The following is a 26,311-nucleotide window of genomic DNA, read 5'->3' on the forward strand; positions in this document are numbered from 1 at the left end:
GAAAGCGCGCAAGCCACATAAGGGGCGATGATGCCAAACACCATTCGCGTTCTGATCGTAGACGATCACCCAATGGTCGCCGAGGGCATCCAGTCCATCCTCGAAAGCTATGACGACATCGAAGTCGTGGGCATTCCCAGCAATGGCGAAGAGGCCGTGACCGAGGCCCGCGCGCTGACCCCGGATGTGATCCTGATGGACCTCAATATGCCCAAACTCGGCGGGTTGAGTGCGACAGAAATCATCCTGGAACAATCGCCCGCCACCCGTATCCTCATCCTGTCTATGCACGACAGCCCGGAATACATCTCCAGCGCGCTGGCCCATGGCGCCATGGGCTATGTGCTGAAAGATGTCCCGACCGAGGAAATTCGTCAGGCCATCGACACCGTGATGCGCGGCGAGACCTATCTGTGCACCGGTGCCGAAGGCTCGCTCAAACCTAAGGACGACCCCGCCCGCGAGGCTCTGACCGGTCGCGAACAGACCATATTATTGGAACTGGCACAGGGCAAATCGAACAAGGATGTGGCGCTGGTGCTGGATATTTCTGTGCGCACCGTGGAAACCCATCGCAAGAACATCAAACGCAAACTGGGAATTTCCTCGACTGCGGGCCTCACCCGCTATGCGCTTGAACACGGCGTCTTGCAGGGCACCGGTCACAGTTTCTGACCCGCCCACCCAGCAGGCTTTGCCTTGTGACGTACGCGTGCCGCGATGCAGCGTCATGAAATCCAAAAAATAGGTCCATAGCGCATCATATTTTATCTCAAAGCCCTTCCGCGCTGTTCGACGAGACGACCATCAACACAGGAAGACCCTTGCCTTTAGGGCCGATACGATCCGACATTCCATGCCGCATAACGTTAAAATGTCGCCAGAAACGCCAAACACGCAACATAATGTCCCAAACAGGGGTATTTTCGGTTCATTTCCCTGTTGACGCCCTCTGCCCCCAGTCATAAGGTCCGCTTTAACGCTAGAAGGAGCCAACACGATGAAAATCCTAGTCGTAGTCGTAGGAACCACGCGCATGGGCCGGTAACGGTACACCATAATCCAACCCATGCGCCTCCGACCAGAAATCGGGGGCTTTTTTTATGCGAAACAGAACGATGCCGCCAATTGGAGCTAAAGCAGATGAAACGTGAGATGACCGGCGCAAAAATGGTTGTTCAGGCCCTGAAGGATCAGGGGGTGGACACGGTCTTTGGCTATCCCGGCGGTGCTGTTCTGCCGATTTATGACGAGATCTTTTTGCAGAATGATATCCGGCACATTCTGGTGCGCCACGAACAGGGTGCGGTGCACGCCGCCGAGGGCTATGCCCGCTCCACCGGCAAGCCCGGTGTTGTTCTGGTGACCTCTGGTCCCGGTGCGACCAATGCGGTGACCGGCCTCACAGACGCCTTGCTCGACTCCATTCCGCTGGTGGTTCTGACCGGCCAGGTGCCGACCTTCATGATCGGCTCCGACGCCTTCCAGGAGGCCGACACCGTGGGCATCACCCGCCCCTGTACCAAACACAACTGGCTGGTGAAGGACACCGAGAAGCTGGCAGGCACCTTGCATGAGGCCTTTCATGTGGCCACTGCCGGCCGCCCCGGACCGGTACTGATCGACATCCCGAAGGATGTGCAGTTTGCCACCGGCACCTATCAGGATCCCAAACCCGCCGCGTCGCATTACCAGCCGCCGGTAAAAGGCGATCTGGAGGCCATCACCGAGCTGGTCGCTGCTATGGAAACCGCCAAGCGCCCGGTGTTCTACACCGGCGGCGGTGTTATCAACTCCGGCCCCGGCGCCAGCCAGCTGCTGCGCGAGCTCGCCGAGGCAACGGGAATCCCGGTGACCTCGACGCTGATGGGGCTCGGCGCCTATCCGGCCTCCGGCAAAAACTGGCTGGGGATGCTGGGCATGCACGGGTTGTATGAGGCCAATATGGCGATGCACGACTGCGATCTGATGATCAATATCGGCGCGCGCTTTGATGACCGCATCACCGGCCGTCTTGATGCCTTTAGCCCGAATTCAACCAAGGCACATATTGATATCGACCCCTCGTCGATCAACAAGGTGATCCGCGTGGATATCCCGATTGTCGGCGACATCGGCCATGTGCTTGAAGATATTCTGAAAGTCTGGAAAAGCCGCGGCCGCAAGGTGGACAGCGCCGCCATTGCCAAATGGCAGGAACAGATCAGTGAATGGCGCGATATCCGCTGCCTGGCCTACACCGGCTCTGAAACGACCATCAAACCGCAATACGCTCTTGAACGGCTTGAGGCCCTGACGAAGGATCGCAATCGCTATATCACCACCGAAGTGGGCCAGCACCAGATGTGGGCGGCGCAATACCTCGGCTTTGAAGATCCCAATCGTTGGATGACCTCCGGTGGCCTTGGCACTATGGGCTATGGCACGCCAGCTTCTATTGGGGTGCAGGTGGCACACCCGGACGCGCTGGTAATCAACGTCGCGGGCGAAGCGTCCTGGTTGATGAACATGCAGGAAATGGGCACTGCCGTGCAATACCGCCTGCCGGTGAAACAGTTCATCCTGAACAATGAACGCCTTGGCATGGTGCGCCAGTGGCAGGAACTGCTGCATGGTGAACGCTACAGCCACTCCTGGTCCGAAGCGCTGCCCGATTTCGTGAAGCTCGCCGAAGCTTTCGGAGCCAAAGGCATCATCTGCAAAGACCCCAAAGATCTGGACGATGCAATCATGGAGATGCTCGACTATGACGGGCCGGTGATCTTTGACTGTCTGGTGGAGAAGCACGAAAACTGCTTCCCGATGATCCCCTCGGGCAAGGCACATAACGAGATGCTGCTGGGCGAAGCCGACACACAAGGCGTCATCCAGGCTGGCGGCGCGGTGCTGGTTTAACCCAGGCTATGAACAGATTCTGCAGGGCGTTGTCGCCCTGCCCCGGAATTTAGGAAAGGGACTTAAATGTCTGCCCTACATATCAAAAAAGGCTCCACCAGCCACTCCGCCTATAACCTGCGTCCGAATTTTTCGGATGTTCAGGAACGCCACACCATCACCATTCTGGTGGAAAATGAACCCGGCGTTCTGGCCCGCGTGATCGGCCTGTTCTCCGGTCGTGGCTACAACATCGACAGCCTCACCGTGGCCGAGGTTGATCATACAGGCCATCTGTCGCGCATCACCATCGTCACCACCGGCACCCCGCAGGTGATTGAGCAGATCAAGGCGCAGCTGGGCCGGATCGTTTCCGTGCATGAGGTCACCGATCTCACCGTGGCAGGTCCCTTTGTCGAGCGTGAGCTGGCCATCGTGAAAGTGGTCGGCGAGGGAGAAAAACGCGTCGAGGCGATGCGCCTGGCCGAGATTTTTCGCGCGAAAGTGGTCGATACCACGCTCAACAGTTTCATTTTTGAACTGACCGGCGCGCCGGACAAGATCGACGCATTTGCCGAGATGATGCGCCCCTTAGGGCTGACCAAGATCGCCCGGACCGGCGTCGCCGCGCTGCTGCGTGGCAGCTGATCTGCGCTGATATCTGACAAAACGATGAGAGGCTGCGCGTGGCGCAGCCTCTTTTCCCATTGTGGTCTCCGTTAGGGGTAAAACCGGATGCGCGCAGGCCCCGACAAATGATCAAGCTAGCCGCTGCGGCGTTTTGACAATGCGCGTGCCTCGCGTGCAAGTTTGTCCGGAAACGACACTACCGTACAACGACTGTCCTCCCCTCGAACCCCACGCCGATCCACAGCTGCCGCCCCCTTGAGCTGCTGGCGCGTTACTTTACTCACTGGGTCAAAGGCCGCAGAATTGGGATACAGCGGGTCACTCTGCGCGTCTTCCCATGACATCACGGTCGCACGGGATCTGCTGGACGGCGGCTTGCTTTGTGCCTCATGCTGCGCCCGTGCCAAACGTGTCGTAAGTTCCGGACACTGGCTTTCTTCAATCAGCCGCACATCACGCGCCAATCGCAGATTCCCCGTGGCGCAGACCGAAAAGGCAACACAGTCGCCTTTGTTCAGAGACATCGGTTCATCTTGCAAGGTCCAGTGATAATACACCAGATCGCCGTGATCTTCGCACCAGATCACGGCTTGTTTCAGGTTGAAGTCCGTCCACAGAACGACACCAATCATATCATACCTCACATTGATACTATACTATTCTGAGATAAATCACCGGATAGGGACACCGAAAAACCATGGACAAACCTGCACCAATTTGTGTCTGATTTATGCAGATTTGACGCCATATAGCGTCAATCAAACATGATATTATCTATGAGTATGTTATCTTGTTCCCCGGACACCGCAAGATTTTGTGTTCTGGCCAACCAGATACATATAGGATGTTATCCGTGACAAGGACCAACCATAATCGTTCTCCAGCCGAACTGCGCAATATGTTCGGGGCTAATCTGCGTCATCTGGCCCAGGGTCATCCGTCAATCTCAGAACTGTCACGCCGTCTTGGGATCAACCGGACACAGTTCAACCGCTACCTCACGGGAGAAAGCTTTCCACGGCCAGATGTGCTGGATCGGATCTGCTCCTTTTTTGAGGTTGATGCACGGATTCTGCTAGACCCAGTGGAACATTTGGCCTGCAAAGGCCAAATCGTACAGGGACAGGTTCTCGGTGAGTTCCTTGGCCCCGGTGTCAGCAAACTGTCGGAAGAATTCTTCCCCTCCGGGATCTATCAGTTCCTGCGCCGCAGTTTTGTGCGCCATGATCGGTATATTCTGGGGCTGGTGCGCGTGTTTCGCCAAGAGGCGGTCACCTATGTGCGCGGCTATGAGGCCAAGGCTGCCATGCGTTATCAAGGGTTGCCCAGTGACCCTCGATCACGTGAATTTCGCGGCTATGCCTCGGTGCAGGATGATGGTGTGACCTTTACCCTGACCCGGCGCGGCGCTGTAACGGCGTCATTCAACTATCTGGCCAAAGTCCCGTCAATGGAGGCCAATATCTGGGCTGGATACGTCGCGCGTGCCTGCCGCGAGAGCGACACAGCCGACCGGGTGACCCGGATGATATACGAGCATCTGGGCCAGGAACCCTCCAACATTCTCAGCGCTGCGCGCCGCGCCGGTTTTGTCGAACAACATGAGCTGAGCCCCTTTCAACAGCGCCTTCTGGGGGGCGGCACGCGGTTTCGCTAGCCCCCCCGAACTAATCTCAGACAGTTTGGGCGACCAACCGGTACACATGCCAACTGGCATGGCCCAACAAGGGCAACACCAGCAGCAATCCAATGAACCCCGGTATCATCGCCACAAACGTGGCCACCGCAATGCCAACGGCCCATAGGATCATCAGCGCGAAATTCGCCTGAACATAGGTGAAACTGGTGATCATCGCGGTGACAAAATCCACTTCACGGTCCAAAAGCAGCGGCAGCGAAATCACCGTAATCATGTAGAGCAGCAGCGCAAATACGGCACCAACCCCGCTGCCTACCGCCAGCATGACCATCCCGTTAGCGGTCAAAAAGACACCCGCCGAGCTGGAAATATTGGTCATTGTTGAATGGCCCAGAAACAGCGCAAAGATCATATGGCCAAGAAAGAACCAGAACAGAAAGACAATTATGATAATCGCACAGATTGATGGCAGCTGACGGCGACCTTGATGCAGAACCACACCGAGTATTGCGCCAAAATCCAATGCCTTACCCTGCTCTAACCGATGCGAGACTTCATACAGACCAACCGCTGCAAACGGGCCGATCAGCGGGAACCCAATGGCGGCCAATACCAGCCAAAATGTGGTACCCGTGGCAACCGTGACCCAAGCCATGATCCAGCCCGCCAGAACATAGACACCGGCAAAGAACAGACCATATACCGGTTGGGCACAAAAATCGGCCCAGCCTCGACGCAAGGCCAGACGCAGCGTGCCAAGGGTCATCGGGTGCAGCTCAGGCACGCCAAAGATTTTTTCGTCCATTAGGCGCAGCTCCCGCTTTGATTTTTGGACATAGTCGGCAGGTTTGGAGGGTGGCGGTGCGGCCATTGTGTTGCCAGGTGATACTGTTGACCCAACGCCAACAGATCCCGATCTTGCCCATGGGCCGCAAAGATCTGCATCCCTATCGGCAGACCTGTGTCGCCGAATCCAGCTGGCACTGCCAGACTGGGCAGCCCTAGCAGGCTGACCGGGGTCACCACCTCCATCCAACGATGATAGCTGTCCATAGCAATCCCGTTGATCTGCGCCGGGTGATCTACCTCCAGATCAAACGGCCAGCACTGCGCGGTTGGCAGAACCAGCGCATCATAGTTTTGGAACAGACGCGATGCGACGCGCTGCCAGTCCGACCGCAGATCCGACGCCGCCTGGATTTCCCGCCCACTCAACGCAAGACCGCGCTCCAACTCCCATTGAGCACTGGATTTCAGCCGGTCAGTTTGCCCCGCGAATACTCGTAGCCCCGCTGCCACGGCAAAGGAGCGCAGCGTGATCCAGCTCTGCCAGATTCGGTCGGCCGCATAGGGGGGTGCAATGGCTTCGACCTCGTGGCCCAAATCCGCCAGACTGCGCAGTGCCTCGGCGCAAGTGTCCAGAATGCCCGGCTCCATCGGATAGGCCCCGCCCCAATCGCCAAGCCACCCAATCCGCATCGGACGGGACTGCGGCGACGGTATCGCAGGTACAGCAGCGCCGGTGGCGGTGGACAGCGGCTGGCGTCGGTCCGGTCCGGTCATGACGTCGAGCAGGATCGCCAAATCTTCGGGACTACGCGCCATCGGGCCGTTGGTCGACAAAGGATGCATAAATAGATCGCCCCGCGGATCCGACGGGACAAGCCCCCAACTGGGGCGAAACCCATAGACATTGCACCAACCTGCCGGATTGCGCAGCGACCCCATCATGTCTGACCCATCGGCCAGCGCCACCATACCGGTTGCCAGGGCCACTGCCGCCCCGCCGGAGGACCCGCCACAGCTGCGCGTCACATCATAAGGGTTTGCCGTCGCGCCATGAACCGGATTGAATGTATGCGAGCCAAGACCAAATTCCGGAACATTGGTCTTGCCGATGATCAACGCACCAGCCGCCCGCAGCCGTGCCACCATCAGATCATCCTGATGCGGGACAAAATCTGCCAACAAGGGCGAACCCTGAGTTGACGGCACCCCGGCAACATTTGCCAGATCCTTTACCGCAATGGGCAGACCATGCAGCGGCCCACATGTCTTTGCCCGGTCTGCGGCGGCGGCCTCTTGCATCAGCTCATCACGGTTGCGCAATGAGACGATGGCATTGACGACGGGATTGACCACATCAATGCGGGCCAGCGTCTCTTCCATCAGCGAAACCGCCGTGCGGCGACCGGCAGATAAATCCTGCAAAATATCGCGGGCGGTGCTCAGGCTCTGGGTCATTGATGTGGTTCCTGGCTGACTGTTGCCCGCAGCCTAGCCGGGGGAATTCACAAAGAAAACCCGCTTGCCGGGGCAAACGGGTTTCGATTATTTCTGCGCAAGCCATCCCACCGCACCGAGATCGGCCCGGCAGAGGTCAGGGTCAGTCGCCCTGCGCCTCGGACCGGCTTTTGCCGGAGACATTCATCGCCAGCGTCGCCCCCATGAACCCATCCAGATCGCCATCCAGCACACCTTTGGTGTCAGAGGTCTCATGGCTGGTGCGCAGGTCTTTTACCATCTGATAGGGCTGCAAGACATAGGACCGGATCTGATTGCCCCAACCGGCATCGCCCTTGGCCTCATGGGCGGCATTGATGTCGGCGTTGCGGCGGTCCAGCTCCAGCTGATAAAGTCGTGATTTCAGAGCCTTCATGGCGATATCACGGTTCTGGTGCTGCGATTTTTCAGACGAAGTCACGACGATGCCGGTCGGCTCATGGGTGATGCGAACCGCAGAATCGGTGGTGTTCACGTGCTGACCACCCGCCCCGGACGAGCGATATGTATCAATGCGAATATCCGATGGGTTCACGTCGATTTCGATATTGTCATCCACAACCGGATACACCCAGACCGAACTGAACGAGGTGTGCCGCTTGGCGGCGGAATCATAGGGCGAAATCCGCACCAGACGGTGCACACCCGATTCAGACTTCAGCCAACCGTAGGCATTGTGGCCAGAAATCTTATAGGCTGCGGATTTGATGCCCGCCTCATCACCAGAACTTTCGGATTGCAGTTCGACTTTGTAGCCTTTCTTCTCGGCCCAGCGAACATACATTCGAGCCAGCATCGACGCCCAGTCGCAGCTCTCGGTGCCACCGGCACCAGCATTGATCTCAAGAAACGTGTCATTGCTGTCGGCCTCTCCATCCAGAAGCGCCTCCAGTTCTTTCTCGGCGGCGGTATCCTTCAGCGTCTTCAGCGCGGCCTCAGCGTCAGCGATGACCTCATCGTCTTCTTCCATCTCGCCCAGCTCAATCAGCTCCATATTGTCGCTGAGATCCTGTTTGATGGATTTATAGGTATCGATGGCATCGACCAGCATCTGCCGATCCCGCATCAAGGCCTGCGCCGCATCCGCGTCATCCCATAGGTTGGGGTCCTCGACCCGCGCATTGAACTCTTCCAGACGGAACTCGGCGGTCTCCCAATCCAGACGCTGTGCCAAAAGCTCCAGCGACTTTTCGATATCGGCCACGATGTTCTGAGTTTCGGCGCGCATGGCAATCCCTTGAATTCACGTATCAGGCCTGCGTGATAAACCACCCGCGCCCTGCGGGCAAGCAGACGCGCAGTCCCGGGGGCAATTGCCGTGCCAGAAATGAAACGAGCGGGGCCGCTGCTGCGCTCCCCGCCAGATTAATATTCGGCACTGAACCGCTAGGTTAGTACAAGCCACCCGAACTGATGGTGCCAAAGGTTGCCTTTGGCCCCAGCACGGCAGTGCCACCATCAGATGTAGTCACACGGCGGCCGGATTGTGCGGCTTCCTCAAACAGTGGCAGGTTGGACCCCATGGCAAAGCCACCGTCAAAAGCCAGACCAAAGATCGGCTCAGCGCCGTCGCGGAAGTATTCCGCCACAACATTCGCGCCAGACGCCGCATCAGCCAGACGCGCACCGGTAAAGCGATCAATCTTGATGAAATGACCGCCCTCGGGCACCGCGAACTTACCCCCGCCATATTTGGCAGTCGCTTTTTTCATGAACTGTTGGAACACCGGGCCACACATGGTGCCACCATAGGCCCCGCGCCCCATCGGACGGGGCTGGTCATAGCCCATGTAGCAGCCGGCAACGATATTCGAGGTAAAGCCCACGAACCACACATCCCGCGAGTCGTTGGTTGTGCCGGTCTTGCCAGCCGTTGGAACCGGCAGGTCGATCACGCTGGAGGCCGTGCCGCGATCCACAACACCCCGCATCATGGAGGTTAGCTGATAGGCCGTAATCGGGTCCATCACCTGTTCGCGGTTGTCCACGATCCGCGGCGCCTGTCCGGCGGCCAGCGCGGGCGAAGCACAGTCAACGCAATCCCGGTCGTCATGGCGATAAATCGTCTCGCCCCGACGGTCCTGGATCCGGTCAACCAGTGTTGGCTGAACCCGCTCACCACCATTGGCAAACATCGCGTAGGCCGCCACCATCTTATAGAGTGTGGTTTCTTCCGCCCCCAGTGAGTTGGCCAGAAACGCACCCATATTGTTGTAGACGCCAAAACGTTCCGCATAACCCGCAACCACTTCCATGCCGACTTCCTGCGCCAGACGGATGGTCATCAGGTTCCGGCTCATCTCGATTCCGGTGCGCAGCGGAGTCGGGCCGTAGAACTTGTTCGACGAGTTTTTCGGACGCCACAGCCCCTGCGGCGTGTTGATCTCAATCGGCGCATCCACGACGATTGTGGCAGGGCTATAGCCGCTGTCCAGCGCTGCCGCGTAGACAAAGGGTTTGAAGCTGGACCCCGGCTGGCGCTGCGCCTGTGTGGCGCGATTGAACACCGAATGCTGATAGGAGAACCCACCCTGCATGGCCAGAACGCGGCCTGTATTCACATCCATCGCGACAAAGCCACCCTGGACCTCGGGCACCTGACGCAGCGACCAATGTTGCAGTGCGCCGTCCTTCTCGACCGCCTGGACAAGCACCACATCACCAGCGGAAATATTGTCCTTGAAGCTGCCTTTCATCCATTTGATATCCGAGCGCGGGACCGATCCGATCTCAGCCAGCTCTTCGATCCCCACACGCAGGCTCTGGTCGCCGACCTCCAGCGCCACCGCCGGATGCCACTTGCCGCCCAGATCAATGTCGCGGGGCACCGAGGCGTTGCTCAACGCCGCACGCCAGCTCTCTTCCGAGGCCAACGCCTCCGCATCAAGGGTCACACCGGTGCCGCGCCAGTTCCCGCGCGACCGGTCGTATTTCTCAAGCCCTCCGCGCAGGGCGACGGCAGCTTCGGTCTGCATTTCCTCGTCGATAGTGGCCCGCACAGTAAAACCACCAGTAAAGAATTCCCCTTCGCCAAAGTCCTCCGACAGCTGGCGGCGGATTTCATCAGTGAAGTAGTCTCGCGGCGGCAGCGCGGTGCGGAAACTGTCAAAATCACCATTCTGGACCGAGCGCAGCGGCTGATCGACCTCGACCTTGTAAACCGCATCAGAGATATAGCCGTTTTCGCGCATTTCACGCAGCACGTAGTTGCGGCGGTTCAGCAAGCGCTGTTTCTGACGCACCGGGTGGTAGTCCGAAGGCGCTTTGGGCATCGATGCCAGGGTCGCGGCTTCATGCGGGGTCAGTTCGCTCAGCGTCTTGTTGAAATACGTCTGCGCCGCAGCTGTCACCCCATAGGAGTTTTGACCCAGAAAGATCTCGTTCATGTAGAGCTCTAGGATCTTGTCTTTGCTCAGCGTTTCCTCAAGCCGGGAGGCGAGGATCAGTTCCTTGACCTTGCGCTCTGCCTTGCGGTCGCCGGACAGAAGAAAGTTTTTCATCACCTGCTGCGTGATCGTGGAGGCGCCGCGCACATTCGATCCACGCGACCGCACCGCCTCAACCGCCGCAGCGGCAATACCGCGCATGTCATAGCCGTTGTGACTGTAGAAATTCTTATCCTCGGCCGAGATAAAAGCCTGTTTCACCAGATCGGGAATCTCCTCCGACGGGGTGAACAGGCGGCGTTCCTGGGCAAATTCGTCAATCAGCGCCCCTTCGCCGGAGTAGATCCGACTGATGGTCGGCGGCTGATACTGCGCCAGGGATTCGTGGCTGGGCAGATCCCGGCCATAGATCCAGAACACCGCACCAATGGTCAGGGCAATCATTGCGATGCCCAGCGTGATGGTGCTGAAGATGGAACCAAAGAACGATAGAATAAATCTGACCACTGTAGAGCCTTTCTCGCGCAGTGCCGCCTATATAGGTGCAGTGGCGCGTGGGGTCAAAACGGGAAACGGCATATTGATGCCGCTGGTCCCGATAAAACAGGGGGAAAGCCCCGACGGCAGTCCCCGGATCCAAACGTCTGAGCCGGCGCCTCGGTTCCCGCAACGCAGCGCCATGTCTGCACCGATCACCAAGGGTTTACTGGCGCACCAAGGAGCGCGAGGATTCATCCGCGATCCGCCAGGACAACAACCCGTTCAAAATGCCACGCGCGGTGTTTTCGCGCCAGGCAGCATCCATCAGATTGGCCAGATCACGCGGGCTGGACAGAAAGCCGATTTCGACCAGAACCGACGGAATGTCTGCTGATTTTAGCACAGAAAATCCGGCTTCGCGCAGCGGTCGGCGATTCATTGCCCCGCCTTGTGCCTTGAGGCCCGACACCATCGCCCCTGCCAGCGCTTCGCTGCGAGGGTGGGTTTCCAGGCGCGCCAGATCCAATAGCACATCAGTCACCCGATCATCCGCCTGGCTCAGGTCGGTCCCCGCAAGCAGATCGCCCCGCTCGTGCCGCTCGACCAGCGTGGCCGATGCCGCGTCAGACGCATCCTTGGACAGAACATAGACGGTGGTGCCATGCGCCAGCCCCTCAGAGAGACTGTCGGCATGGAGGGACAGGAACAGATCCGCCTTGGCCTGATGAGCCAGTGCAATCCGCCGCTCAAGCGAGACAAAATAATCGTCGTCGCGCGTCAGCTGCACATTGAATTGCCCCGAACGAACCAGCATTTCTCCCAGTTCGATGGCGAATTGCAGCATCAGATCTTTTTCCTGCACCAGCCGCCCCTGAATGAAGGCCTCTGCGCCAGGGTCAATGCCGCCATGGCCGGGATCAATCACCACCAGCAAAGGCGCCAGCGAATCCCTGGCGTCCCGTGTCAGCATCGGCGTGGGTGCAGGCAGATCCCAACGTGCATCATTGGGCGCGCCTGTGTGCGCGGCAAATTCCTCCGCAGTGGTATCACGCAGCGCCACCGTCAGCCGGGCGTCAGCGGTCACCGGATCAACATTCATAGCCGCCGTCTCGATCTGCATCGGGCGCGCCAACTCTAGCACCAGGCGGGACCAACCCGGCACATAGGTGCCGAATTGCGCGGCCTTGATCCCATCGTCGGTGATCAGTGTCTCGGCCTCCAGCCCGCCCCAATCGACTTCCTGAAAGTCCATGACCACGCGGGGTGGCCCATCCAGTGTGAACAATCGATACGGCACCCCCTGGCTCAGCCCCAGCGTCAGCCCCGCGCCGCTGCGGCTATCCTTAGCCGAGGTCTGCGCCACCTCGATCCGGGCAAGACCGCTAAAGCCCTGTCCGCCAACCTGCGCCAGCGCCTGCGTTGTCCCACCCGTGATCGCAAGTGCACTGCCCGCAACCAGCGCTGCGGTCAGAATAATCTTCAGCCCGTTCATGCCCATCGGTCCGCCCGTATCCCGGCCGCCACCCGATGTGAACGGCCCGTATTCATGTCCATTGCGTGAAACGCCCTGCCTGTCACTGTCTAGTTTGCCTCGGTCGCATCCGCCGTGCATCCGTATTATGGCCACAGTCTATGCCAAGGCCATGACCCTTTGCCAGCCTCGGCTGCATGCGGCCACTTAGCAGCTCAACCGCGCCGCTCCATAAAGGCTTTGAGCCGCGTCAGGCCCTCCTCGATATCGGCGGTGGCGCGCGCATAGGAAAACCGCAATGTGGTCGCGCCGCGTTTGGGATCAAAATCCAGCCCCGGCGTCACTGCCACCCCGGCCTCGTCCAGAATTTCCTTGGCGAAGGCGCGGCTGTCATTGGTCAGCTCAGACACATCCGCATAGACGTAGAATGCCCCATCCGGTGGCGCGATCCGATCAAAGCCTGCCTTTAGCAGTCCTTCCAGCATCAGCGCACGATTGCGTGCGTAAACGGCGAGATTGCCCTCCAGCTCTTCGCGGCAATCCATCGCCGCCAAGGCCGCCACCTGACTTGCATGGGGCGCACAGATGAACATGTTCTGCGCGATGCGTTCGACCACCCGCACGTGATCCTCCGGCACCACCATCCAACCCACACGCCAGCCTGTCATGGAGAAATACTTGGAAAACGAATTGATCACATAGCAGTCATCGGTCACCTCAAGCGCTGTGACCGCCTTCGCCTCATATTCGATGCCGTGATAAATCTCGTCCGAGATAAACGCCGCCCCCTGCCCCTGTGCCGCGCCGATCAAGGCTGCCATCGCAGGTTTGTCCAGCATGGTGCCGGTGGGATTGGCCGGTGAGGCCACCATCAACCCCGCCAGATCCAACCCTTCAAGATCCTGCGGCACCGGTTGCAGGCGGTGATCCAGCGAGGTTTCGATATCCACCGGTGTCAGCCCCAGCGCATGCAGGATCTGACGGTAGGATGGATAGCCCGGCGCGCCGATGCCCACCCGGTCGCCACTGTCAAACAGCGCCGTAAAGCTGAGCAGAAACGCCCCGGATGATCCGGGAGTAATCACCACCCGTTCCGGGTTCAGATCAACATTATACCATTCGCCATACAACTGTGCGATCCGTTTGCGCAGCGCGGGCAGACCCAGCGCCACAGTGTAGCCCAAGCTGTCGTGATCCAAGGCCTTGGCCAGCGCCTCTCGTGCGGCAACAGGCGCGCCAGTGGATGGCTGACCCACCTCCATATGGATAATGTGGCGCCCCGCGTCTTCGGCGCGGCGGGCGGCCTCCATGACATCCATCACAATGAAGGGATCGACGTTGGACCGGCTTGAGTTTCGCATGTTGATCTCCCATGGTGCGGCCATGACCTTTGACCGCTTCTCCCGCCTCGCGTCAATCCCGGCTCTGGCCCTTGCCGCGCTCTGTTTCGTCGCGGGATCCCTGGCGTCATCCGCGCAGGCAGCCTCGATCTCGCTGCTGCGCGATCCCGATATTGAACGCGGGCTGAATGAACTGGCAGCCCCAGTGCTGCGCGCTGCGGGTCTGAATGCGAAACGGGTCCGTGTGCTGGTCGTCAATAACGGCTCTTTCAATGCCTTTGTCGTCGATTCTCAAACGATTTTCATCCATTACGGACTGATCCTAAAGGTAGATCGCCCCGAGATGCTACAAGCCGTGATCGCCCATGAGGCGGCCCATATCACCAATGGGCATCTGTCGCGGCGGATGCAGAACATGCGTTCGGCCCGCTCTGCGGCTGGCCTTGGGGCTGCACTTGCGGTGCTTGCTGCCGCCGCTGGCGCAAGTGAGGCCGCAGCCGGTATCGCCCTCGGCACGCAATCCTCCGCCTTGCGCGGGTTTCTGGCGCACACCCGCGCCGAGGAAGCCTCCGCTGACCGCACCGCCGCAGGCATCTTGCAACGGGCCGGGATCAGCCCGCGCGGGCTGGTCGATGTCCATAAGATCTTTGCCGGACAAGAGCTGCTGAGCCCGGTCAATCAGGATCCCTACATGCGCTCGCATCCGCTCAGCCGCGACCGCATCCGCGCCGCCGAAGCCTATCTCGCCAGCCACGGCGACAGCGCCAAACCCGATGCCAATGCGATCTATTGGTTCGCCCGCGTGCGCGGTAAGCTGTCGGCCTTTACCCGCTCCCCCAAATGGACCCTGCGCCGGACCACGGATGAGCCTTACAAGGACGTGCGCCTAATGCGAGAGGCCATCGCTCATCATCGGCGCAACAACCTGAACAAGGCTCTGCGCGCTATCGACGGCGCCATCGCCCTGCGCCCGTCTGATCCCTATTATCAGGAGTTGAAGGGCCAGATCCTGATGGAGAACCGCCGCTGGCAACCAGCCCTTGCCGCCTATGGCCGAGCCGTTCAGCAGGCGAGGCGTGACCCGCTGATCCTCGCCAGTCTTGGGCGCGCGCAATTGGCCGCAGGCCAGCCCAAGGCCGCCATCAAATCGCTGGAAGCCGCCCGCGCGCGGGATTTCCGCAATGGCGCCATGCTGCGAGATATGGCGCAGGCCTACGCGAAACTTGGCCAGTCCGGCATGGCTGCACTGGCCACCGCCGAACGCTATGCGCTACAGGGACGGCTGAAGGACGCCGGGCTACACGCCAAACGCGCCACCGCCCAACTGCCCACCGGATCCACTGCCTGGCGACGCGCCCAAGACGTGCTGATCGCCGCTGAACAAAACGAAAAAAGGAAATTGAGATGACCCGTTTGACCCGCCTACCCGCAGTTTCTGCCGCGGCACTGGCCCTTGGGCTGATCGCCGCCCCAGCTGTTCAGGCGCTGGATCTGAGCAGCATGAGCGCAGATGAACGCGCCGCATTTGGCGCCGAGGTCCGTGCATATCTGCTGGAAAATCCGGAGGTGATCCTGGAGGCCGTCAACAAGCTGGAACAGCAGCAGGCCGCCGATGAGGCCGCTCGCGATGATGCGCTGGTCACTGAAAACCTGACAGCGCTGCATGACGACGGATATTCCTGGGTCGGCGGCAATCCCGATGGCGATATCACCTTGGTGGAATTCATGGATTATCGCTGTGGCTACTGCCGCCGCGCCGCGCCCGAGGTCGAACAGCTGGTATCAGGTGACGGCAATATCCGCCTGATCATCAAGGAATTTCCGATCCTGGGCGAGGCCTCTGTGCTGACCTCCCGCTTTGCCATCGCCACCAGGCTGGTGGCTGGGGATGACGCCTACAAGGACGTCCATGACGCGCTGATCACCCTCAGCGGCGAACCAAATGAGGGGACATTGCGTCGTCTGGCCGAGGGGCTGGATCTGGATGCCGATGCGATCCTCGCGCGGATGTCCGATCCCGAAATCGCGCGTCAGCTGCAAGACACCCGCGCGCTGGCCCAGCAGCTGTCGATTTCTGGCACGCCGACCTTTGTGCTGGGGGAGGAGTTGCTGCGGGGCTATCTGCCTGCCGACCAGATGGAGATCATGGTCGCCGATATTCGCGAAAAACGCAGCTGACCCTTTGGGGCGCAGCGCAGGTCGACCCCAAGCACAGGACCAACTGGGGGACAACCCCCAGACACAGGGCGAACTGGGGGCCAGCCCCCAGACCCCCGGAGTATTTCGGGAAAGATGACAGGCGAGACAAACAAAAGAAAGAGGGCGCTGATCTCACCACAGCGCCCTTTTGGTCATCTGGTTTGCAGTCTGGTGGCGACGGGCCTATTCCGCCGCAGCAGACTCTGCATCCAGCTGAGCTGCCTTTTTCTCCACCTCTTCGACGATGTGATCCACCATCTGCGCATTGGACATCTTATGGCTGGCCTTACCCGCCAGATAAACCATGCCAGAGCCCGCACCGCCGCCAGTGAAGCCGACATCCGTCATCAGCGCCTCGCCCGGGCCATTCACCACACAGCCGATGATGCTAAGGCTCATCGGGGTTTTCACATGCTCCAGGCGTTTTTCGAGCGCCTCCACCGTCTTGATCACATCAAACCCCTGCCGTGCGCAGCTGGGGCAGGAGATGATATTGACGCCGCGGTGGCGTAGGCCGAGGGATTTCAGGATTTCAAAGCCCACTTTCACCTCTTCCACCGGATCGGCGGAGAGGCTGACCCGCAGGGTGTCACCGATGCCCATCCACAACAGCTGGCCGAGGCCGATAGCGGACTTGATGGTGCCAGAGACAAAGCCACCCGCCTCGGTGATGCCAAGGTGGATCGGTGCATCAGTCGCCTCAGCCAGTTGTTGATAGGCCGCGGCCGACATGAAGACGTCAGAGGCCTTCACCGAGATCTTGAATTCATGGAAATCATGGTCCTGCAGAATGCGGATATGATCGAGGCCCGACTCCACCATCGCCTCCGGGCAGGGTTCCCCGTATTTGTCGAGGAGGTGCTTTTCAAGCGACCCCGCATTCACACCGATCCGGATGGAACAATTATGATCCTTGGCCGCCCTGATCACCTCAGCCACGCGTTTCTCATCACCGATGTTGCCTGGATTGATCCGCAGACAGGCCGCCCCTGCCTCGGCAGCCTCAATCCCGCGCTTGTAATGAAAATGGATATCGGCAACGATCGGCACCGGGCTTTCGCGAACGATCTCCTTCAGTGCTTTGGAGGACGCCTCATCCGGGACGGAAACCCGGACGATATCCGCGCCGGCCTCAGCCGCAGCCTGAATCTGGGCAACTGTTGCCGCAACATCGGTGGTTGGCGTATTGGTCATCGTCTGCACGGCAATCGGCGCGTCGCCTCCAACCGGCACATTGCCGACATGAATCTGGCGGCTCTTGCGGCGCTCGATATGGCGCCAGGGGCGAATGTGATTGATCGACATGGGGTCCGGTCCGCGCTGTTCAGGGTTCTGGGCATAGATACGCTCTGCGCCCCAAGGCTTCAATGGGGCGCACGCGATCACATGCACAACCGATCAGATGCCGCAGCCTTTGATTGGACAGACGAGACAGCACGGCAAAATCGGAGACTTTGGTCCTGCCGCAGCGGCGCAATCAGCACCCGAAATGCACAGCTGATTGATCTATTCGCTGATGATCGCCTCAACGGGAGCAAGCGTCAGGTCGCTAGCCTGAAGTTCGGCCACCAGCGTCGCCAGGGCGCTGTTGCGCGTCTCGCTGAGATTCGCGAGCGCAAAGCGTTCAGTGAGCGCATCAGAGGACAGCACGACATTTTTGGTGACCTGCCCGCGATCGCCGACCGGGCCATAGTGGGCGCCGTTCACCGCAAAATAGATCGCGCCACTTTCCCCGGTGCGCAACAGCGGCGCCTCTTCAGTGGCGGGAATCTCAAAGTGCTGCCCCGGCTCCATAATGGTTTCAAAGATCACACTGCCATCCGCAGCCGTCACCTGAACCCATGAGGGGCGCACTGCAACCATTTGCAAAGCAGGGTCAATGTCTTCCAAAACCTGCGGAATGGGGGATTGCGGCAATGCTGCGCTTAGGCTGGCGTCCGCCAGCGTCACAGACGGCAGTTCCGGCACCGCAAAATTGCCGAACCCACGCGGATCAACTGCGGCAATCGGGCCGTCACGCGGCACCATCAACGGCACATCCAGCGCTTGCGGGCGATAGAGCCGGTCCAGCGCCTCAGCAGCGGGATCTTGATTCTGCACATCGTCGGCCCCGGCCACACCAGACAGCGGGTCCAGATCCGCAAGCACAATGGGAGGTTGATCAACAGGGGCCATCTGCACCTGCTGCACCTCTTTCAGCACCGCCCAGCCGCCATAGCCTATGCCACCAATCAGCGCCACAAGCACCGCCAGTGACCCAAACGCGCGCAGATCGACCTGAGTTAGCAGACCACTGGACGATGGAACAAATGGGGTATTAGGTGAGGTAAAGGCATCACTGCGCATCCCGCCCATGCCAGAGGCAATCGGCGCACCAGCGGCTTTGCGAACCGAGGCTTCGGCAGACATGCCATGCGCCACCTGAAAGCCGCTTTCCTGACAGAAGGCATCAAAGGTGGTGTCAGGATTCATGTTGAGATAGCGCGCATAAGACCGCACGTAACCCGCGATAAAACCGGGGGTGTCAAATACCGTGGGATCGGAATTCTCGATGGCTGCGATGTAGGACGCTTTGATCCGCAACTCCCGCTGCACATCCAGGAGCGACTTGCCCATGGTCGCGCGTTCGCCGCGCATGGTGTCGCCCAATCGAAGCTCGTAATCATCAAAGCTGCGAGGCCCTGTTGATTCGTCGTGCATCTTTGATTTGCGCTGAGTAAGGCGCCCGATCATGCCTGCTGTCCCATTTTAGCCTGCCGCATTCGACATTTAGGACGTCGTGGAATCACATCTGCGACTCGCTTTGCGCCCTTTCATCAAAAACATACTAGCATACCCTTACCAATTTGACACAGGTCTATGATTTAGCCCGCCATTTCGGCACGATTCAGCGCACAATGGGACCAGAGCGCGTCCATTGCCTTGACCAGCGCGTCGATCTCTTTCGGACCATGAACCGGCGACGGGGTAAAGCGCAGCCGTTCGGTGCCGCGCGGCACTGTCGGGAAGTTGATCGGCTGCACATAAATCCCGTGATCCGCCAGTATCATATCACTCAGCTTTTGGGTATGGACCGGGTTGCCCACGATGACGGGCACAATATGGCTGCCATGGTCGATGATCGGCAGGCCCAGGCCCTTCAAGCGCATCTTAAGGATACGGGCCTGCAACTGGTGCTGCTCACGCAATTCCGGTGCGGTCTTGAGATAGGCAACCGATGCCGCCGCCCCGGCGGCGACCGCAGGTGCCAATGATGTGGTAAAGATGAAACCCGGCGCATAAGAGCGTACCGCGTCACACATTTTTGCCGAAGCCGCGATATAGCCCCCCATCACGCCATAGGCTTTGGCCAAAGTGCCGTTCACGATATCAATGCGATCAGCCAGCCCGTCACGTTCCGCAACACCGCCACCACGCGCGCCATACATACCCACGGCGTGAACCTCATCCAGGTAGGTCAGCGCGCCGAATTCATCGGCCAGGTCACAGATCGCCTCAATCGGACCGAAATCGCCATCCATGGAATAGATCGATTCAAAGGCGATCACTTTGGGCGCCTTCGGATCATCGGCTTCCAGCAGCTCGCGCAGATGGGCAACATCATTGTGGCGAAAAACACGTTTCGCCCCGCCATTGCGGCGCACGCCTTCGATCATCGAGGCATGGTTCAGCGCATCGGAATAGATGATCAAGCCGGGAAACAGTTTTGGCAGCGTGCTCAGCGTCGCATCATTGGCGATATAGGCCGAAGTAAACAGCAGCGCCGCTTCTTTCTGGTGCAGATCGGCCAGCTCGGCTTCCAGCTGCTTGTGATAGACTGTGGTGCCCGAAATATTGCGGGTACCGCCGGATCCTGCGCCGGTGGCGTCAATCGCGCTATGCATGGCCTCCAGCACAACAGGGTGCTGCCCCATCCCCAGATAGTCATTGCCACACCAGACTGTGATATCCTGTTTGCTGCCATCCGGGCGGGTCCAGACTGCATGTGGAAACTGGCCATTCTGCCGTTCGATGTCGATGAATGTCCGATAGCGACCTTCCGTGTGAAGCTGGTCAATCGCTTGGTCGAGTTTCGCGGTATAGTCCACCGGCGTCTCCATGGCATAGTGTGGCACCAGCGGATCTGGCGCGAGCTGTGGTCAGGCTAATATATTCACGTTACCGAATAGATAGCCCGAACCCTCCGTTTGATCAATCAAATACGCCGAGGGATCGGACACAGCCTTGATGCAAGTCAAATAGACCTTTGCGGGCCGGGCAGCAAGAATTGTAACGCCCATTTGACGCTACAATCCGACGCATCTGCGCCGACCCGGACCATGTCCGCCCTGCTCTGGCCCCTGCCGACAGGCGCTGTTAGGGTTCTGCAAACGCCAATCATAACAGCAGGAGCTCCCTGAATATGTCACTGAACGACGTCCTGGACCGGATCGATACCGATCTTGATGCCGCCACCCAACGGTTGATGGACTTGCTGCGCATCCAGTCAATTTCGACCGATCCGGCCTATAAGGAAGATTGCGACAAGGCCGCCGATTGGCTGGTAACCGACCTGCGCTCTATCGGGATTGACGCGGAAAAACGCGTCACGCCCGGCCATCCGATGGTGGTGGGCCACGTCGGCCCGCAGGACGCGGGCCTGCCGCATGTGCTGTTCTATGGTCATTACGACGTGCAGCCGGTGGATCCGCTGGACCTGTGGAAAACCCCGCCGTTTGAGCCGCAGCTGGAAGAGACCGCGCGCGGCACCGTCATCCGCGGTCGTGGGGCGTCTGATGACAAGGGTCAGCTGATGACCTTTGTCGAGGCCTGCCGTGCCTGGCAGGCGGTGAACGGCTCCCTGCCTTGCCGCATCACTTTCTTCTTTGAAGGCGAAGAAGAGAGCGGCTCGCCCTCGCTGGTGCCCTTCATGGAACAGCACGCCGCTGAGCTGAAGGCGGATCTGGCGCTGATCTGCGACACCTCCATGGTCTCGCGTGGCGTGCCCTCGATCTCCTCGCAGCTGCGCGGCATGCTGAAGGACGAATTCACCCTAATCGGCCCCCGGATTGATCTGCACTCTGGCCATTACGGTGGCCCCGGCCTCAACCCCCTGCGCGAACTCAGCCGCATCATTGCGTCGTTCTACGATGAAGACACCGGCAAAGTCGCCGTCGATGGCTTCTATGACGGTGTGCATGAGGTGCCAGAGGACCAGCTGCGCCAGTGGGAGGGCTGCGGTTTTGAAGAGCAGGACTATCTCTCGAACGCAGGCTACACGCAGGCCCACGGAGAGAAGGACCGCTCTGTGCTGGAACAGCAATGGGCGCGTCCAACGCTGGAGGTGAACGGCCTCTGGGGTGGCTATAATGGTGCCGGCTCAAAAACCGTGATCCCGTCTGAGGCCCATTGCAAGATCACCTGCCGTCTGGTCGGCGACATGGATCCGGACGCCCTGCGCCTGAAAATCCGCAAACATGTCGAGGACCGGCTGAAGCCCGACACCCAGGTAAAATGGGACAATGATCTGGAAGGTTCGCGCGCCTCGGTGATGAACATCTCCCGCCCCGAGTTCGAGGCCGCCCGGGGGGCGCTGTCGGATGAATGGAACCGCGAAGCGGTGTTCTGCGGCATGGGCGGGTCCATCCCGATTGCCGGTTTCTTCAAATCGATTCTGGGCATGGATGCGATGTTGATCGGCTTTGCCAATGAGGATGACGCGATCCACTCCCCCAATGAGAAATACGATCTGGAAAGTTTCCACAAAGGCATCCGCTCCTGGGCCCGCGTGCTGGATGCGCTGACCAAGACATAACAGAACCAGTGGTGTGCGCCCCGGCGCGCACCACAGACCTCCCCCTCAAGCAGATCGAAGGCGCGAACATATATCGCCACAAACGCAAAAACCCTTCCGAAGAAGGGTGCGTTCATCCACAAAGTTAGGGAAGAAAGTGGCGCGGTTGACGGGGCTCGAACCCGCGACCCCCGGCGTGACAGGCCGGTACTCTAACCAACTGAGCTACAACCGCGCATGAGCCTTTCGGCAAATCAGACGCAGGCGCCTGACATATGTTCCCCTCCGGGGCGGGCCCTGAACGTCAGGGCAGATTTGAAAGTGGCGCGGTTGACGGGGCTCGAACCCGCGACCCCCGGCGTGACAGGCCGGTACTCTAACCAACTGAGCTACAACCGCGCATTTACTTTCATCTGGATCCCTTAACCCGGATCCGGGGCGGACAGCAGTGGCGCGGTTGACGGGGCTCGAACCCGCGACCCCCGGCGTGACAGGCCGGTACTCTAACCAACTGAGCTACAACCGCTTGCTGTTCCATCCAACGTCGCCGCTGAATGTTGGGCTGTAATATTCGCAGCACGGAGGGATCGTCAAGCAGTGTTTTGGCATTTTCCATCGTTTCGGTGAAAAAAATGCGCACGCCCCCCACGGAACATCTTAAGTTTCTGTTTTTACAATATTTCCAAGGCGGATCAACGATTTGAGCCTGATATAGCCACGGGTCCGCCAGACAAGACGGAGGTTCAGGCCAAATGGAAGACGAACTACAACAGAACACACCGCATCAGGCTTGTGTTTAATGGTAGAGCAGATTGATCTTAAGGGGGAAATGGTGGGTCGTGAGAGGCTCGAACTCCCGACATCTTCGGTGTAAACGAAGCGCTCTACCAACTGAGCTAACGACCCGGTGAGCGGGGATTTAGAGAATGCGCACGCTGGACGCAAGAGGTAAATCGCAGAAATCTGCGAAAAAAGTCATTGCCTCAGCGCAGCACCTGCTCGCCCCCGTCAGACAGCTGATAAATACAGCCCTGCTCGTTGGGCAGCGCCGCCATATCAGCGCGCGACAACCCGCAGATCAACCCGCGCAACACCTGCCCCCATAACCCATGTGCCACCACGACGGCAGGTTCCTTCAGACCGGCCAGGAAATCTTGAATACGGGCCTGAAACGCCGCGAACCCCTCGCCCTCAGGTGCGGCGCAGAACAGATCAAGGTTCAACGGGTTGGTGGCATAGATATCCGGGTAACGCGCTGCGACCTCTGCGCGTGTCATGCCCTGAAACACCCCTGCCTGCGCTTCAGCCAGCCGCGTGTCCGTCACAAAGGGGTGCGACCCCAAAGCAATCTTCGCCGTCTGCTGCGCCCGCCCCAAAGGCGACACATAGCAGGCAGGCCCCCGCGCCAGGATCGGCGCCATCAACGCCGCCTGTTGATGCGCGTGCCTGATCCCCAAGGGGCTGAGTTGCGATTCCAGCTGTCCCTGAATGCGCCCTTCCGCGTTCCACTCTGTCTGCCCGTGTCGCAGAAACCAGATCGTCGGATATGTCATGCCTGCCCTCGTCCGTTTTGCGCCACGCAAGGGCGCGTGCCCAACACCTATTCAGGTTTGCACAGACTGAGAAGCCCGAAGGCAAAAGCGCGACACCATGACAGGCCATTGACGGTCGTCAAAAAATCATAGCGAACTAAGAGAATGGTGGGTGATAAGAGATTTGAACTCCTGACATCTTCGATGTGAACGAAGCGCTCTACCACTGAGCTAATCACCCTTGATGGCGGTATTATCGCCCACCGCCTGCCGCTGCAAGAGGGCCGCCGCGAAAAAATCTTCCCAGCTGCAATTTTCCCCGTCCAATGCCGCAGCCATGCTGCCGTCTGTATCGCTATTCCAGCCTGGCCCGGTCGAACCGATCCCTGCCTATCCCGAGGGCAGCACATTGCGGCGGATCATCGTGCGCAGGGTAAAGCTGGAGCGCGTGTTGCGGATCCCCGACACGCGCATCAGCCTATGTTCCAGAAACTGGTCGAAATCCGCCAAATCCTGCGCCACCACCCGCAAAAGAATGTCGCGACTTCCGGTCATCAGATAGCATTCCATGACCTGATCAAAGCGCCGCACTGCCGCTTCAAAGGCCTGCAAGGCCGCGGTCGATTGGTGCTCCAGTTCGACCTCGACGAAAATCGTAACAGGCAGGCCAACGGCCGCCTGATCCACCCGCGCTGCATAACCCGAAATAACGCCGCTGCCCTCCAGGTTGGCCACCCGCCGCGCGCAAGGGGTTGCGGACAGGCCGACCGTCTCCGCCAGCTCAGCAATCTTGATGCGCCCATTCTCCTGAAGAGCGGCAACAATCTTGCGATCTATCTTATCCACGTCTTTTCCCTCAGTTTTCACGCCAAATTAGAGAAAAGCTTCAAAATATGCAACATTGACAACATAGTTTGGAGGAAACAGGCGGATCTCCAGCTGTATTCTCTGCCGAAATGGAGGAGCAATCCAAAAATGACAGCCACAATCACCCCCGTCGCCACCTCGACACATGAAGAAATCTACCGGGTCGAGGATGCCTCGGTTGGCCTCACTGGTTTTATTGCCGTGCATTCCACCCTGCTTGGGCCGGCGGCAGGTGGGTTGCGGATGCGTCCCTACGCCAGCGCCGAAGAGGCCCTGACCGATGTCAAGCGTCTGAGCGAAGGCATGACCTATAAGAACGCGGCTGCAGGTCTCGCGCTTGGCGGTGGCAAAGCGGTGATCATCGGCGACCCTGTGACCCAGAAAACACCCGAGCTGCTGCGCGCCTTTGCCCGCGCAATCGACAATCTGGATGGCCGCTACATCACCGCCGAAGATATGGGCATGAGCCCCGAAGATATGGCGATCCTGGCCGAGGAAACCACCTCCGTCGCCGGGTTGGCCGATGGGGAATACGCCTCCGGCGATCCCTCCCCCATCACTGCGCGTGGCATCTTCAACGCCATCCGTACCGCATGGGAGCATAAGACGGGTCAGATCGACCTCACCGATCGGGTTGTCTCCGTTCAGGGTCTGGGTCACGTGGGCTGGTACCTCTGCGACTTCCTCAACAAGGCCGGTGCCAAACTGATCGTCACCGATGTGAACACGGCGCAGGTCACCCGCGCGGTCGAGGCCTTCGGTGCCACAGCCGTCGCCCCGGATGAGATCTATGCGGTTGAGGCGGATATCTTTGCCCCCTGCGCCATTGGCGGCATCCTCAACAGCGACACCATCCCGCAGCTGAAGGTGGCTCTGGTGGCCGGTGGCGCCAACAACCAGCTGGCCTCCTCCGAGGACGCAACCGCACTGCACAAGCGCGGCATTCTCTACGCCCCCGATTTCGTTGCCAATGGTGGCGGCATCATCAATGTGGCGACAGAGATCCAGAAAATCAGCAACCGCAACAGCTTTGTCGCGGACCGGCTGGAGGCGCTTGAGGTGACCATGGCTGCGATCCTGACGCAGGCGGCCGCAGATGATGTCAGCCCCGACGCCGTCGCCATCGCCACCGTACAGGCCAAAATGGCGCCGAAAGCCGCCTAAGCCACGGAAACACCATTCAACGCGCCCCCTTCTGTGGGGCCGTCAACCAACCCCGCCACCAAAGAGCGGGCGCCAGACGGAAGCCCCCCTATCTAGTCGGGGGGAGATACGACCAAACAGAGAGGGCAGCCCAGATGGGTTGCCCTTTTTGTGCCCAGCGGATCCACCCTGCAGACAGGCGTTGAACCAAACCGCCCTTCAGGCGTTTGATGACAGCAGCACAAAAGAACACCCAAAGGAGAACCGCATGTCCCTGTTCCACCCCGACAATCGCAACCGCAGTGATCGACACAAAAAGATCTACGCCTATTGCGAAATCGCCTACACCATTGTCGATGTCTCGGCTGCGGTGCTGTTCGTGGTGGGCAGTATGCTGTTTTTTCAGGACTCCACGACCTATGTCGGCACCTGGCTGTTTCTGATCGGATCAATGCTCTTTGGACTGCGCCCGACCATCAAACTCTACCGCGAATATGCCTATCTGCGGCTGGGCGACTATGAGGACATCACCCGTCAGTGACATAGCGCCGCCTGCGGGTCGTCCAAAGCTCACCTTCAGTGGATAGGCCCATTACAAATGTGTTGAAGTGTTAAATCAAGCGCGCAACGTACCCAGAGCCGAAAGCCTGCCTCTGAGTAGACCTCTGCAAAGATTTTGCCAGTTTGAACGTCA

21 protein-coding genes and 5 tRNA genes are annotated in these 26,311 nt (G+C 59.3%); 9 read left to right on the plus strand and 17 right to left on the minus strand.

The window, feature by feature from the left end:
- Positions 1 to 30 precede the first annotated feature (30 nt).
- The 3 genes from PhaeoP97_RS09960 to ilvN all read left to right on the plus strand — a co-directional run bounded on the left by PhaeoP97_RS09960 (position 31) and on the right by ilvN (position 3,522).
- On the plus strand, positions 31 to 675 hold the full coding sequence (locus PhaeoP97_RS09960; RefSeq protein ID WP_072506403.1) for a response regulator transcription factor: 645 nt from the start codon (positions 31 to 33) through the stop codon (positions 673 to 675).
- Between the two features lie 468 nt (positions 676 to 1,143).
- The gene (locus tag PhaeoP97_RS09965; RefSeq protein ID WP_072504937.1) at positions 1,144 to 2,895 is read left to right on the plus strand and encodes an acetolactate synthase 3 large subunit; all 1,752 of its coding nucleotides are present in this window, start codon (positions 1,144 to 1,146) and stop codon (positions 2,893 to 2,895) included.
- A gap of 66 nt (positions 2,896 to 2,961) precedes the next feature.
- The gene (gene ilvN / locus PhaeoP97_RS09970; protein WP_072504938.1) at positions 2,962 to 3,522 is read left to right on the plus strand and encodes an acetolactate synthase small subunit; all 561 of its coding nucleotides are present in this window, start codon (positions 2,962 to 2,964) and stop codon (positions 3,520 to 3,522) included.
- 116 nt (positions 3,523 to 3,638) lie between these two features.
- On the opposite strand, the gene PhaeoP97_RS09975 is transcribed toward ilvN, so the two are convergent.
- Positions 3,639 to 4,136: a hypothetical protein gene (locus PhaeoP97_RS09975; protein ID WP_072504939.1), complete on the minus strand. Its 498-nt coding sequence runs from the start codon at positions 4,134 to 4,136 to the stop codon at positions 3,639 to 3,641.
- 212 nt (positions 4,137 to 4,348) lie between these two features.
- Here PhaeoP97_RS09975 and PhaeoP97_RS09980 point away from each other — a divergent pair, with 212 nt between their 5' ends.
- Positions 4,349 to 5,161, plus strand: a complete 813-nt coding sequence (locus tag PhaeoP97_RS09980; RefSeq protein WP_420848978.1) for a helix-turn-helix domain-containing protein — start codon at positions 4,349 to 4,351, stop codon at positions 5,159 to 5,161.
- Between the two features lie 16 nt (positions 5,162 to 5,177).
- On the opposite strand, the gene PhaeoP97_RS09985 is transcribed toward PhaeoP97_RS09980, so the two are convergent.
- From PhaeoP97_RS09985 to PhaeoP97_RS10010, 6 genes are all read right to left on the minus strand, one after another.
- The gene (locus tag PhaeoP97_RS09985) at positions 5,178 to 5,948 is read right to left on the minus strand and encodes a DUF2189 domain-containing protein (protein WP_072504941.1); all 771 of its coding nucleotides are present in this window, start codon (positions 5,946 to 5,948) and stop codon (positions 5,178 to 5,180) included.
- Complete coding sequence (locus PhaeoP97_RS09990; RefSeq protein ID WP_072504942.1) at positions 5,948 to 7,387, minus strand: amidase; 1,440 nt, start codon at positions 7,385 to 7,387, stop codon at positions 5,948 to 5,950. Before PhaeoP97_RS09990 ends, PhaeoP97_RS09985 begins: the two co-directional genes overlap by 1 nt.
- Before the next feature lie 142 nt (positions 7,388 to 7,529).
- Positions 7,530 to 8,654 carry a peptide chain release factor 2 gene (gene prfB, locus PhaeoP97_RS09995; RefSeq protein WP_072504943.1) on the minus strand — a complete coding sequence of 375 codons (1,125 nt, stop codon included), beginning with the start codon at positions 8,652 to 8,654 and terminating at the stop codon, positions 7,530 to 7,532.
- A 163-nt stretch (positions 8,655 to 8,817) separates the two neighbouring features.
- Positions 8,818 to 11,319 carry a penicillin-binding protein 1A gene (locus tag PhaeoP97_RS10000; RefSeq protein WP_072504944.1) on the minus strand — a complete coding sequence of 834 codons (2,502 nt, stop codon included), beginning with the start codon at positions 11,317 to 11,319 and terminating at the stop codon, positions 8,818 to 8,820.
- A gap of 196 nt (positions 11,320 to 11,515) precedes the next feature.
- Positions 11,516 to 12,784, minus strand: a complete 1,269-nt coding sequence (locus PhaeoP97_RS10005; protein WP_192849653.1) for an N-acetylmuramoyl-L-alanine amidase — start codon at positions 12,782 to 12,784, stop codon at positions 11,516 to 11,518.
- Positions 12,785 to 12,978: 194 nt separating this feature from the next.
- The gene (locus PhaeoP97_RS10010) at positions 12,979 to 14,124 is read right to left on the minus strand and encodes a pyridoxal phosphate-dependent aminotransferase (RefSeq protein WP_072504946.1); all 1,146 of its coding nucleotides are present in this window, start codon (positions 14,122 to 14,124) and stop codon (positions 12,979 to 12,981) included.
- Here PhaeoP97_RS10010 and PhaeoP97_RS10015 point away from each other — a divergent pair.
- Positions 14,123 to 15,511 (plus strand): M48 family metalloprotease, encoded by a 1,389-nt coding sequence (locus tag PhaeoP97_RS10015; RefSeq protein ID WP_072504947.1) that lies wholly within the window; start codon positions 14,123 to 14,125, stop codon positions 15,509 to 15,511. The two genes, PhaeoP97_RS10010 and PhaeoP97_RS10015, sit on opposite strands and share 2 nt — an antisense overlap.
- The gene (locus tag PhaeoP97_RS10020; protein ID WP_072504948.1) at positions 15,508 to 16,281 is read left to right on the plus strand and encodes a DsbA family protein; all 774 of its coding nucleotides are present in this window, start codon (positions 15,508 to 15,510) and stop codon (positions 16,279 to 16,281) included. The genes PhaeoP97_RS10015 and PhaeoP97_RS10020 overlap by 4 nt, the downstream gene beginning before the upstream one ends.
- A gap of 204 nt (positions 16,282 to 16,485) precedes the next feature.
- Here PhaeoP97_RS10020 and ispG read toward each other — a convergent pair whose 3' ends face one another.
- From ispG to hemA, 3 genes are all read right to left on the minus strand, one after another.
- The gene (gene ispG, locus PhaeoP97_RS10025) at positions 16,486 to 17,607 is read right to left on the minus strand and encodes a flavodoxin-dependent (E)-4-hydroxy-3-methylbut-2-enyl-diphosphate synthase (RefSeq protein WP_072506404.1); all 1,122 of its coding nucleotides are present in this window, start codon (positions 17,605 to 17,607) and stop codon (positions 16,486 to 16,488) included.
- 201 nt (positions 17,608 to 17,808) lie between these two features.
- Positions 17,809 to 19,035, minus strand: a complete 1,227-nt coding sequence (locus tag PhaeoP97_RS10030; RefSeq protein ID WP_072504949.1) for a helix-turn-helix domain-containing protein — start codon at positions 19,033 to 19,035, stop codon at positions 17,809 to 17,811.
- A gap of 131 nt (positions 19,036 to 19,166) precedes the next feature.
- Positions 19,167 to 20,402, minus strand: coding sequence for a 5-aminolevulinate synthase (gene hemA / locus PhaeoP97_RS10035; RefSeq protein ID WP_192849707.1), 1,236 nt, complete (start codon positions 20,400 to 20,402; stop codon positions 19,167 to 19,169).
- 302 nt (positions 20,403 to 20,704) lie between these two features.
- Between hemA and PhaeoP97_RS10040 the strand changes: the two genes are divergently transcribed.
- The gene (locus PhaeoP97_RS10040) at positions 20,705 to 22,096 is read left to right on the plus strand and encodes a M20/M25/M40 family metallo-hydrolase (protein WP_072504950.1); all 1,392 of its coding nucleotides are present in this window, start codon (positions 20,705 to 20,707) and stop codon (positions 22,094 to 22,096) included.
- Positions 22,097 to 22,233: 137 nt separating this feature from the next.
- On the opposite strand, the gene PhaeoP97_RS10045 is transcribed toward PhaeoP97_RS10040, so the two are convergent.
- The 7 genes from PhaeoP97_RS10045 to PhaeoP97_RS10075 form a co-directional block, all read right to left on the minus strand.
- Positions 22,234 to 22,310 (minus strand) — tRNA-Asp (locus PhaeoP97_RS10045).
- 87 nt (positions 22,311 to 22,397) lie between these two features.
- Positions 22,398 to 22,474 (minus strand) — tRNA-Asp (locus PhaeoP97_RS10050).
- Positions 22,475 to 22,524: 50 nt separating this feature from the next.
- Positions 22,525 to 22,601, minus strand: a tRNA-Asp gene (locus PhaeoP97_RS10055).
- Between the two features lie 304 nt (positions 22,602 to 22,905).
- A tRNA-Val gene (locus PhaeoP97_RS10060) sits at positions 22,906 to 22,981 on the minus strand.
- Positions 22,982 to 23,058: 77 nt separating this feature from the next.
- Positions 23,059 to 23,628: a histidine phosphatase family protein gene (locus tag PhaeoP97_RS10065; RefSeq protein WP_072504951.1), complete on the minus strand. Its 570-nt coding sequence runs from the start codon at positions 23,626 to 23,628 to the stop codon at positions 23,059 to 23,061.
- A 145-nt stretch (positions 23,629 to 23,773) separates the two neighbouring features.
- Positions 23,774 to 23,848: transfer RNA gene (locus PhaeoP97_RS10070), tRNA-Val, on the minus strand.
- Between the two features lie 149 nt (positions 23,849 to 23,997).
- A complete protein-coding gene (locus tag PhaeoP97_RS10075; protein ID WP_072506406.1) occupies positions 23,998 to 24,453 on the minus strand; it encodes an Lrp/AsnC family transcriptional regulator in 456 nt (151 codons plus the stop codon).
- 129 nt (positions 24,454 to 24,582) lie between these two features.
- On the opposite strand from PhaeoP97_RS10075, the gene PhaeoP97_RS10080 reads away from it, so the two are divergent.
- Positions 24,583 to 25,638 (plus strand): Leu/Phe/Val dehydrogenase, encoded by a 1,056-nt coding sequence (locus PhaeoP97_RS10080; protein WP_072504952.1) that lies wholly within the window; start codon positions 24,583 to 24,585, stop codon positions 25,636 to 25,638.
- Between the two features lie 247 nt (positions 25,639 to 25,885).
- On the plus strand, positions 25,886 to 26,158 hold the full coding sequence (locus PhaeoP97_RS10085) for a YrhK family protein (RefSeq protein ID WP_072506407.1): 273 nt from the start codon (positions 25,886 to 25,888) through the stop codon (positions 26,156 to 26,158).
- Positions 26,159 to 26,311: the final 153 nt, after the last annotated feature.

This window comes from Phaeobacter porticola, from assembly GCF_001888185.1.
GTDB classification, from domain to species: Bacteria; Pseudomonadota; Alphaproteobacteria; order Rhodobacterales; family Rhodobacteraceae; genus Phaeobacter; species Phaeobacter porticola.

What these genes read in the sequence shown, in the direction of transcription:
- PhaeoP97_RS09960 (WP_072506403.1), top strand. Translation starts at nt 31, where the DNA reads ATGCCAAACACCATTCGCGTTCTGATCGTAGACGATCACCCAATGGTC.
- PhaeoP97_RS09965 (WP_072504937.1), top strand. Translation starts at nt 1,144, where the DNA reads ATGAAACGTGAGATGACCGGCGCAAAAATGGTTGTTCAGGCCCTGAAG.
- ilvN (WP_072504938.1), top strand. Translation starts at nt 2,962, where the DNA reads ATGTCTGCCCTACATATCAAAAAAGGCTCCACCAGCCACTCCGCCTAT.
- PhaeoP97_RS09975 (WP_072504939.1), bottom strand. Translation starts at nt 4,136, where the DNA reads ATGATTGGTGTCGTTCTGTGGACGGACTTCAACCTGAAACAAGCCGTG.
- PhaeoP97_RS09980 (WP_420848978.1), top strand. Translation starts at nt 4,349, where the DNA reads ATGTTATCCGTGACAAGGACCAACCATAATCGTTCTCCAGCCGAACTG.
- PhaeoP97_RS09985 (WP_072504941.1), bottom strand. Translation starts at nt 5,948, where the DNA reads ATGGACGAAAAAATCTTTGGCGTGCCTGAGCTGCACCCGATGACCCTT.
- PhaeoP97_RS09990 (WP_072504942.1), bottom strand. Translation starts at nt 7,387, where the DNA reads ATGACCCAGAGCCTGAGCACCGCCCGCGATATTTTGCAGGATTTATCT.
- prfB (WP_072504943.1), bottom strand. Translation starts at nt 8,654, where the DNA reads ATGCGCGCCGAAACTCAGAACATCGTGGCCGATATCGAAAAGTCGCTG.
- PhaeoP97_RS10005 (WP_192849653.1), bottom strand. Translation starts at nt 12,784, where the DNA reads ATGAACGGGCTGAAGATTATTCTGACCGCAGCGCTGGTTGCGGGCAGT.
- PhaeoP97_RS10015 (WP_072504947.1), top strand. Translation starts at nt 14,123, where the DNA reads ATGTTGATCTCCCATGGTGCGGCCATGACCTTTGACCGCTTCTCCCGC.
- PhaeoP97_RS10010 (WP_072504946.1), bottom strand. Translation starts at nt 14,124, where the DNA reads ATGCGAAACTCAAGCCGGTCCAACGTCGATCCCTTCATTGTGATGGAT.
- PhaeoP97_RS10020 (WP_072504948.1), top strand. Translation starts at nt 15,508, where the DNA reads ATGACCCGTTTGACCCGCCTACCCGCAGTTTCTGCCGCGGCACTGGCC.
- ispG (WP_072506404.1), bottom strand. Translation starts at nt 17,607, where the DNA reads ATGTCGATCAATCACATTCGCCCCTGGCGCCATATCGAGCGCCGCAAG.
- PhaeoP97_RS10030 (WP_072504949.1), bottom strand. Translation starts at nt 19,035, where the DNA reads ATGATCGGGCGCCTTACTCAGCGCAAATCAAAGATGCACGACGAATCA.
- hemA (WP_192849707.1), bottom strand. Translation starts at nt 20,402, where the DNA reads ATGGAGACGCCGGTGGACTATACCGCGAAACTCGACCAAGCGATTGAC.
- PhaeoP97_RS10040 (WP_072504950.1), top strand. Translation starts at nt 20,705, where the DNA reads ATGTCACTGAACGACGTCCTGGACCGGATCGATACCGATCTTGATGCC.
- PhaeoP97_RS10065 (WP_072504951.1), bottom strand. Translation starts at nt 23,628, where the DNA reads ATGACATATCCGACGATCTGGTTTCTGCGACACGGGCAGACAGAGTGG.
- PhaeoP97_RS10080 (WP_072504952.1), top strand. Translation starts at nt 24,583, where the DNA reads ATGACAGCCACAATCACCCCCGTCGCCACCTCGACACATGAAGAAATC.
- PhaeoP97_RS10085 (WP_072506407.1), top strand. Translation starts at nt 25,886, where the DNA reads ATGTCCCTGTTCCACCCCGACAATCGCAACCGCAGTGATCGACACAAA.